The 8,261-nt window shown below is 66.3% G+C and carries 2 protein-coding genes and 1 pseudogene; all 3 read right to left on the bottom strand.

The features are described 5' to 3' along the window. Positions 1-105: 105 nt before the first annotated feature. Positions 106-4,056, bottom strand: a complete 3,951-nt coding sequence (locus A5622_RS11840; RefSeq protein ID WP_066878669.1) for a DNA-directed RNA polymerase subunit beta' — start codon at positions 4,054-4,056, stop codon at positions 106-108. Positions 4,057-4,115: 59 nt separating this feature from the next. Further along, entirely contained in the window at positions 4,116-7,637 is a 3,522-nt protein-coding gene (locus A5622_RS11835) for a DNA-directed RNA polymerase subunit beta (protein ID WP_156749086.1), read from the bottom strand. Between the two features lie 400 nt (positions 7,638-8,037). After that, positions 8,038-8,261: pseudogene (locus A5622_RS28175) on the bottom strand (hypothetical protein); the annotation flags it as partial.

The following is an 8,261-nucleotide window of genomic DNA, read 5'->3' as shown; positions in this document are numbered from 1 at the left end:
GCGCTGGCCGCGCGCTGGACGTCGAACGTGCGGCACGGCCACGTTCGGCAATGCGACGCAACGAAAAAGCCCCGGGGCGAACCCCGGGGCTTTTTTCGTTGTCGACTAGCGGTAGTCGCTGTAGCCGTAGTCGTCCAGCGGCACCGCGGCACCGGTGGCCTGGCCGAAGTCCGGGCTGTAGTACTGATCCTCGTAGGACGGGATCGTGTACGCGGCGGCCCGGGCCTCCTCGGTCGGCTGCACCTGGATGTTGCGGTACCGGTTGATACCGGTACCGGCCGGGATCAGCTTTCCGATGATCACGTTCTCCTTCAGACCGTTGAGCTTGTCGCTGCGGCAGTTGATCGCCGCATCGGTCAGCACTCGCGTGGTCTCCTGGAACGACGCCGCGGACAGCCACGAGTCGGTGGCCAGCGACGCCTTCGTGATACCCATCAGCACCGGACGCCCGGCCGCGGGCTCGCCGCCCTCGGCCACCACGCGGCGGTTCTCCGCCTCGAATTCCGCACGGTCGATCAGCGAGCCGGGCAGGAACTCCGTCGAGCCCGAGTCGATGATGGTGACGCGGCGCAGCATCTGGCGAACGATCACCTCGATGTGCTTGTCGTGGATCGACACACCCTGAGCGCGGTAGACCTCCTGGACCTCACGGACCAGGTGGATCTGCACCTCGCGGGGGCCCTGCACGCGCAGCACCTCGTGCGGGTCGGCCGAGCCTTCCATCAGCTGCTGGCCCACCTCGACGTGGTCGCCGTCGGAGAGCACCCGCTCGGAACCGTCCTCGTGCTTGAACACCCGCAGCCGCTGCCGCTTAGACAGCTTGTCGTACACGACCTCTTCGCTGCCGTCGTCGGGAACGATGGTGATCTTGTAGAAGCGCTCACCGTCCTCGAGACGGACGCGCCCGGTGACGTCGGCGATCGGCGCCTTGCCGCGCGGGATGCGCGCCTCGAACAGCTCCTGCACCCGGGGCAGACCGCCGGTGATGTCCTCACCGACACCACCCTGGTGGAAGGTACGCATGGTCAGCTGGGTACCGGGCTCACCGATGGATTGCGCCGCGACGATACCGACGGCCTCACCGATGTCGACCAGCTTGCCGGTCGCCATGGACCGCCCGTAGCAGGTGGCACACACGCCGGTTCCGGTGGTACACGTCAGCACCGAGCGCACCTTGACCGACGTGATGCCCGCGGCCAGCAGGGCGTCGATCTCCGGGTCACCCAGGTCCTCGCCACGCGGAACGACGACGTTGCCGGCCTCGTCGACCGCGTCGGCGCCCAAAGTCCGTGCGTACGCCGAGGTTTCGATGTACGGGTCACGGATCACGGTGCCGTCGGGCTGGCGCTCGGCCAGCTCGACGAGGATGCCCCGCTCGGTCTCGCAGTCGTGCTCGCGGACGATGACGTCCTGGCTCACGTCCACCAGACGACGCGTCAGGTACCCGGAGTCGGCGGTACGCAACGCGGTGTCCGCCAAGCCCTTTCGAGCACCGTGGGTGTTGATGAAGTACTCCAGCACGGTCAGGCCCTCACGGAACGAGGACTTGACCGGACGCGGGATGAACTCACCCTTCGGGTTGGTCACCAGACCCTTCATGCCGGCCAGCGTTCGCGTCTGGGTGAAGTTACCCGTGGCGCCCGAGTCGACGATCGTGATGATCGGGTTGTCGGCCGGGTAGTGCTCCCGCAGCGCCTGACCGACCTCGTCGGTGGCTTCCTTCCAGATCTCCACCAGCGCCTCGTTGCGCTCGTCGTGGTTCAAAGCACCACGCTGGAACTGCTTTTCGACCTTCTCGGCGCGCTCCTCGTACTGGTCGAGAATTTCCTTCTTGCGCGGCGGGACGAGCACGTCGGCCATCGAGACCGTGACACCGCTGCGGGTCGCCCAGTAGAACCCGGCGTCCTTGAGCTTGTCCACGGTCTGCGCGACCACGATCATCGGGTAGCGCTCGGCCAGATCGTTGATGATCGACGCCTGCACCTTCTTGTGCATCTGCTTGTTCACGAACGGATAGCCCACCGGCAGCAGCTCGTTGAACAGCACCCGGCCCAGGGTGGTCTCGGCCAACCAGGCATCGCCGGGCTGCCAGCCGTTGGCGCCGAACAGCTCGGCCTCGATCTCGGCCGGCGGACGCAACTGGGTCAGCCGCACCTTGATCTTGGCCCGCACCGACAGCACGCCACGGTCCGACGCCATGATCGCCTCGGCCGGCGAGGCGTACACCCCGACCTCGGGCTCATCCTTGGCGGCCGCCTGGTATTCGCCCTTGTCCCCGTCGACTTCGGTGGTCAGGTAGTACAGACCGGTCACCATGTCCAGACGCGGCATGGCCAGCGGTCGGCCCGACGCGGGCGACAGGATGTTGTTACTCGACAGCATCAGGATGCGTGCCTCGGCCTGCGCCTCGGCGGACAGCGGCAGGTGCACCGCCATCTGGTCACCGTCGAAGTCCGCGTTGAACGCCTCACACACCAGCGGGTGCAGCTGAATTGCCTTGCCTTCCACCAGCATCGGCTCGAAGGCCTGGATACCCAGCCGGTGCAGGGTGGGCGCGCGGTTCAGCAGCACCGGGTGCTCGGCGATGACCTCTTCGAGGACATCCCACACCTGGGGACGCTGGCGCTCGACCATGCGCTTGGCGCTCTTGATGTTCTGCGCGTGGTTCAGGTCGACCAGTCGCTTCATCACGAACGGCTTGAACAGCTCCAGCGCCATCAGCTTGGGCAGACCGCACTGGTGCAGCTTGAGCTGCGGGCCGACCACGATGACCGAACGGCCCGAGTAGTCGACGCGCTTACCGAGCAGGTTCTGGCGGAACCGGCCCTGCTTACCCTTGAGCAGATCCGACAGCGACTTCAGCGGGCGGTTACCCGGCCCGGTGACCGGGCGGCCGCGGCGGCCGTTGTCGAACAGCGCGTCCACCGACTCCTGCAGCATCCGCTTCTCGTTGTTGACGATGATCTCGGGGGCACCGAGGTCGATCAGCCTCTTGAGCCGGTTGTTCCGGTTGATCACCCGGCGGTACAGGTCGTTGAGGTCCGACGTGGCGAACCGGCCACCGTCGAGCTGCACCATCGGGCGCAGCTCCGGCGGGATCACCGGGACGGCGTCGAGCACCATGCCCATCGGGGAGTTGCCCGACTGCTGGAACGCGGCGACCACCTTGAGCCGCTTGAGGGCGCGAAGCTTCTTCTGCCCCTTGCCGTTCCGGATGACGTCACGCAGGATCTCGGCCTCGGCGTCGATGTCGAAGTTCTCGATCAGCTTCTGGATCGACTCCGCGCCCATGGCGCCGGTGAAGTACTCACCGAAGCGGTCGATCAGCTCGCGGTAGAGGTTCTCGTCGACGATCAGCTGCTTTGGGGCCAGCTTGGTGAAGGTCGTCCAGATCTCCTCGAGCCGGTCCAGCTCGCGCTGAGCACGGTCGCGCAGCTGACGCATCTCGCGCTCGCCGCCGTCGCGAACCTTGCGGCGTGCGTCGGCTTTCGCGCCCTCGGCCTCCAGCTCGGCCAGGTCGGCCTCGAGCTTCTGGGCGCGGGCCTCCAGGTCGGCGTCGCGCTGATCCTCAATGGCCTTGCGCTCCACCAGCATTTCGGCCTCGAGGGTCGAGAGCTCGTTGTGGCGCATCTCCTCGTCGACCGAGGTGATGACGTAGGCGGCGAAGTAGATGATCTTCTCGAGATCCTTGGGCGCCAGGTCGAGCAGGTACCCCAGCCGCGACGGCACGCCCTTGAAGTACCAGATGTGCGTGACGGGAGCGGCCAGCTCGATGTGACCCATCCGCTCGCGACGCACCTTGGCGCGGGTCACCTCGACGCCGCAGCGCTCACAGATGATGCCCTTGAACCGGACCCGCTTGTACTTGCCGCAGTAGCACTCCCAGTCGCGAGTCGGTCCGAAGATCTTCTCGCAGAACAGGCCGTCCTTCTCCGGCTTCAGCGTGCGGTAGTTGATCGTCTCCGGCTTCTTGACCTCGCCGTAAGACCATTGCCTGATGTCCTCCGCGGTGGCCAGGCCGATACGGAGTTCATCGAAGAAGTTGACGTCGAGCACGTAACTCCCTTTCCCCTTGCGGGTTTAGTAACTGAAAAAACGCTTTGCGTGGGGTCAAGCTAGGCGAGATCCTCGACGGACGCGGATTCGTTGCGGGACAGGTTGATTCCCAGGTTCGCCGCTGCCCGCTCGAGGTCTTCGTCCTCGCCTTCGCGCAACTCGATCGCCGCACCGTCGGAGGAGAGCACCTCGACGTTGAGGCAGAGCGACTGCAGCTCCTTGAGCAACACCTTGAAGGACTCGGGGATACCCGGCTCCGGGATGTTCTCGCCCTTGACGATCGCCTCGTACACCTTGACCCGGCCGACGGTGTCGTCGGACTTGATGGTCAACAGCTCCTGCAGCGTGTACGCCGCGCCGTAGGCCTGCATGGCCCAGCACTCCATCTCACCGAAGCGCTGACCACCGAACTGCGCCTTACCACCCAGCGGCTGCTGCGTGATCATCGAGTACGGACCGGTGGAGCGGGCGTGGATCTTGTCGTCCACCAGGTGGTGCAGCTTCATGATGTACATGTAGCCAACGGTCACCGGGTACGGGAACGGCTCGCCGCTGCGGCCGTCGAACAGCACCGCCTTGCCGTCGCCGTCGACCATGACCTCGCCGTCGCGGTTGGGCAGCGTGCAGGACAGCATGCCCTGCAGCTCCTCCTCCTTGGCGCCGTCGAACACCGGCGTCGACACGATCTGGTCCGGCTGCGCGTGCCGCAGGTCCTCCGGCAGGTTCGCCGCCCAGTCGGGCGTGCCCTCGATGTTCCAGCCGGACTTGGCCACCCACCCGAGGTGGGTCTCCAAGATCTGGCCGATGTTCATCCGTCGCGGCACACCGTGGGTGTTCAGGATGATGTCGACCGGCGTGCCGTCCGGCAGGAACGGCATGTCCTCCTGCGGCAGGATCTTGCCGATGACGCCCTTGTTGCCGTGGCGTCCGGCGAGCTTGTCGCCGTCGGAGATCTTGCGCTTCTGGGCCACGTAGACGCGCACCAGCTCGTTGACACCGGCCGGCAGCTCGTCGTCGTCCTCGCGGGAGAACACCCGGATGCCGATGACCTTGCCGGACTCGCCGTGCGGCACCTTCAGTGAGGTGTCGCGGACCTCGCGGGCCTTCTCGCCGAAGATCGCGCGCAGCAGCCGCTCCTCCGGGGTCAGCTCGGTCTCACCCTTCGGGGTGACCTTGCCGACCAGGATGTCGCCGTCGCGGACCTCGGCACCGATGCGCACGATGCCGCGCTCGTCCAGGTCGGCCAGCACCTCGTCGGAGACGTTCGGGATGTCCCGGGTGATCTCCTCGGCGCCCAGCTTGGTGTCGCGGGCGTCGATCTCGTGCTCCTCGATGTGGATCGAGGTGAGCACGTCCTCCTCAACCAGGCGGTTGGACAGGATGATCGCGTCCTCGTAGTTGTGGCCTTCCCACGGCATGATCGCCACGAGCAGGTTCTTGCCGAGCGCCATCTCGCCGTTCTCGGTGCACGGACCGTCGGCGATGACCTGACCGGCCTCCACTCGCTCACCGGCGTCGACGATCGGCGACTGGTTGGCGCAGGTGCCGTGGTTGGACCGCTCGAACTTGCGCATCCGGTAGGTGTGCCGGGTGCCGTCGTCGGCCATCACGGTGATGTAGTCGGCGGAGACCTCCTCGATCACGCCGGCCTTGTCGGCCACCACCACGTCGCCGGCGTCGATCGCCGCGCGCAACTCCATGCCGGTGCCCACCAGCGGCGCCTCGCTGCGCACCAGCGGAACCGCCTGGCGCTGCATGTTGGCACCCATCAGGGCGCGGTTGGCGTCGTCGTGCTCGAGGAACGGGATCATGGCGGTGGCCACCGACACCATCTGGCGCGGCGACACGTCCATGTAGTCCACCTCGGAGGACGGGACGTATTCGACCTCGCCCGCCTTGCGGCGGACCAGGACGCGCGACTCCTCGAACCGGCCCTTGTCGTCGATCGGCGAGTTGGCCTGCGCCACGACGTGGCGGTCCTCCTCGTCAGCGGTCAGGTAGTGGATCTCGTCGGAGACCACACCGTCGACCACCTTGCGGTACGGCGTCTCGATGAAGCCGAACGGGTTGACCCGGGCGTACACCGACAGCGAGCCGATCAGACCGATGTTCGGACCCTCCGGGGTCTCGATCGGGCACATGCGGCCGTAGTGCGACGGGTGGACGTCACGGACCTCCAGGCCGGCGCGCTCACGGGACAGACCGCCGGGGCCCAGCGCCGAGAGACGACGCTTGTGGGTCAGCCCGGACAGCGGGTTGTTCTGGTCCATGAACTGCGACAACTGGCTGGTGCCGAAGAACTCCTTGATCGCGGCGACGACCGGCCGGATGTTGATCAGGGTCTGCGGCGTGATGGCCTCGACGTCCTGGGTGGTCATCCGCTCGCGCACGACGCGCTCCATCCGGGACATGCCGACCCGGATCTGGTTCTGGATCAGCTCGCCGACCGTGCGCAACCGCCGGTTGCCGAAGTGGTCGATGTCGTCGGTCTCCACCGGCACCTCGGTGCCGCCGGGGACAGTCATGACCGCGGGCTGGCCATCCGTACGGGCGTGGTGCAGGCGCACCAGGTACTCGATGGTGGCGACGACGTCTTCCTCGGTCAGCGTCGAGCTCGTGATCGGCTCGCCCACGTTCAGGCCGAGCTTCTTGTTGACCTTGTAACGGCCGACGCGGGCCAGGTCGTAGCGCTTCTCCTTGAAGAACAGGTTCTCCAGCAGGGTCTGCGCGGACTCCTTGGTCGGCGGCTCGCCCGGACGCAGCTTGCGGTAGATGTCCAGCAGCGCCTCGTCGGTGCCGGCGGTGTTGTCCTTCTCGAGCGTCGACATCATGATCTCGGAGAAGCCGAACCGCTCGGTGATCTGCTCGTTGGTCCAGCCCAGCGCCTTGAGCAGCACGGTGACGGGCTGGCGGCGCTTGCGGTCGATGCGCACGCCGACGGTGTCGCGCTTGTCGACGTCGAACTCCAGCCAGGCGCCCCGGCTGGGGATCACCTTGACGCTGTGCAGCAGCTTCTCGGTGGACTTGTCGATCGTCTCGTCGAAGTACACACCGGGCGAGCGGACCAGCTGGCTGACCACGACACGCTCGGTGCCGTTGATGATGAAGGTGCCCTTCTCGGTCATCATCGGGAAGTCACCCATGAACACCGTCTGGCTCTTGATCTCGCCGGTGTTGTTGTTGATGAACTCGGCCGTGACGAACAGCGGGGCCGCGTACGTCATGTCCTTGTCTTTGCACTCGTCGACCGGCGCCTTGACCTCGTCGAAACGCGGGTCGGAGAACGACAGCGACATCGAGCCGGAAAAGTCCTCGATCGGCGAGAGCTCGTAGAGCACCTCTTCCAGGCCGCCCACCGGAGTGACGTCGCCGCGGGCGGCGGCGGCCTCGCGCCACCGCGGCGCGCCGATCAACCACTCGAAGGAGTCGATCTGCACGTCAAGCAGGCCGGGAACCTCGAGCGGTTCGCGGAGCTTGGCGAAGGAAACTCGGTTGGGCGCTCCGGGCACGGAGCCGTTTGAGGAACTTCCGTTAGAGGAACTTTGTGGGCGATCCGTCTTGCTCTGGCGGAAATCTGCCAAGATGCATCCTTCCAGCACCTCGTGCGACTCACGAAGGCCGGGACCACCGGCCAGCTCGCCGCGAATTGTGTCGGTTCGGCCGGCGAACGAACTGTCCGGATCTCACGCGCAACTAGAACTAAGCCACGTAAGGGGGCTCAGGCTTAGACCACGGTGTCAGGTGGCGGGTGAGGTGGGCAGGAGGTAGCCAGCGCAACGTCCAACAATAGCGCAGGACCGCGCATTCCTCAACTTCCCAGCGTTAGCAGTCCAGGGACATCGGCGCTGGCTGGCGATCTCGACTTCCCTTGGGCCATTCCGGTACATGCTGCCCAACAGACTGGCCCGTTTACGGCCCGTCGTCAAGAGGGCGGGCCGGGAGTGTTACGCGGAGTTATCGCGAACCGCCGGACGTCGCTGCCTACTCGCCGACCTCGTGTGCGCGGTACTTGTGGGTGCCTTCCATGTCGTCGATGATCGCGGCTTGGGCCTTCTGCGGCAGGGTGTGCAGGATCTCACGCACCCGCGCCTGGCGGCGGGCGACGGCCTTGCGCTCCGGCATGCCCGGCGAGGCGACGATGGCCGAAGAGCAGGCCGCCCTGGACGCCGGCCAGCATGCCGGCGGTGTCGAGGAGATCGAGGGCG

It is taken from the genome of Mycobacterium sp. 1245801.1, assembly GCF_001673055.1.
GTDB classification, from domain to species: Bacteria; Actinomycetota; Actinomycetes; order Mycobacteriales; family Mycobacteriaceae; genus Mycobacterium; species Mycobacterium europaeum_A.
This window is presented reverse-complemented; position numbering and strand designations above follow the sequence as displayed.